This window comes from Clostridium puniceum (assembly GCF_002006345.1).
In the GTDB taxonomy this organism is placed as follows: domain Bacteria; phylum Bacillota; class Clostridia; order Clostridiales; family Clostridiaceae; genus Clostridium; species Clostridium puniceum.
In genome coordinates this window covers 1-1,401 of sequence record NZ_LZZM01000101.1, presented here as the reverse complement: position 1 = coordinate 1,401, position 1,401 = coordinate 1, and the positions used below count along the sequence as shown (strand labels likewise).

Annotated in this window: 2 protein-coding genes; both read right to left on the bottom strand. The window is 27.2% G+C overall.

The features are described from left to right. Positions 1–177: 177 nt before the first annotated feature. Positions 178–477 carry a hypothetical protein gene (locus tag CLPUN_RS08120; RefSeq protein ID WP_077846802.1) on the bottom strand — a complete coding sequence of 100 codons (300 nt, stop codon included), beginning with the start codon at positions 475–477 and terminating at the stop codon, positions 178–180. Between the two features lie 64 nt (positions 478–541). Beyond that, positions 542–1,401, bottom strand: an 860-nt coding sequence (locus CLPUN_RS08115; RefSeq protein WP_158078722.1) for an Ig-like domain-containing protein, incomplete at its 5' end; no start/stop codon positions are given.

Genomic DNA, 1,401 nt, shown 5'->3' with positions numbered 1-1,401 from the left:
CAACATAGTTTTTATTACTATGTATACATTAATTTTAGGGCGAAAAAATAAGGTAAACCATAAATTATAGTTTACCCATTTGACTTTAATTTGTATTAATAGTAATATGAATTTAAGATATTTTCTAAGGTTCAACTTTTAATATCTTAATGAGATAGTTTTAATTAGCTATCTCTTTTATTTGCTCATGTTATTTTTAATGATTAATAAATCGCTTTTTACTTCTATCAAATCACTTTTAATAGAATTGGTTTCCGTTTGAACTGCTTTAAATTCTTGAACCGATGTATTAAAGCTATCTATAGCTGATTGAAATAACTTCTTATCTTCCTTGTTTTCTTTTTTTAAAGAAGATATTTGTTCTCTGGTGTCATCTCTATTTTCTTTATCCTTTTTATTAATATACCTCCATAAGTATACACAAGCAACAGTTCCGAATCCTAGTGTTGGTATCATAGATAATAATTGTATTTCCATTATGTAAACCTCCTTTTATATATAAAGAATGTGATAAAGAGAAATTCCCCTTACCACATTTTTGTTATGCTGACCTTGTACTTATTATTTGTGTTGAAATTACTGTTCCATTAGCAGAATCTTTTACAGTTAATACAAAACTTTTAGGTGCTGTTATTGTTAAATTACGAACTTGAATTGTATTTCCAGTTTTCTTAACAACACTAATAGAATTACTATTTACTAATAAAGTTCCTGTTGCATCTAAAGTAAATAATACATCTAATGTATTATCAACGACTGAATCAATAGTTTTGGTATATGTCAAAGTTGCCCCTTCTTTTACCCTATAACTATATCCATTACTACTTGTTGAACTATAAGAAATAACAGGGTCTATAGGTTTTGCATTAATTATCAATGATAGAGTTGCAATAGTATTGTTATAATTTACAGTTATATTGCACGTGCCTGTTTTAACTCCATTCACCAAACCTTTATCATCTATAGTGGCAATAGTATTATCCGAACTCAAATAAGTTAATGTCGGATTTGTTACTACAGTTCCATTGTCCTTACAAGTAGCTGATATTTGATAAGTTCCACCTTCCACAAGAGTTTCACTATTTGAACTTAAAACAATTTCGTATACATGAGGATTATATACATCTTTTTGTTTACCAGTTACATAGAATAAATCATTTTTAGTAGTATCTATAGATAGAACTGTATATACTATACCATCCCAAACTATTTCATGATTTAAAGATACTTTATTCCCAAGTGTGGGAATTATGAAATTATACTGATCATATGCTCCTTGTATTCCCTCTGTACTTACAATATTAATTTTGTTTCTATCTACAATACCTTGAACTTTTTTATTATTATAATTTAATAATATCAACTCTTTAGTTTCTCTGAAAGTTCCTACATTATATATAG

Coding starts and splice junctions, on each gene's coding strand:
- CLPUN_RS08120 (WP_077846802.1), bottom strand. CDS start 477: ATGGAAATACAATTATTATCTATGATACCAACACTAGGATTCGGAACT.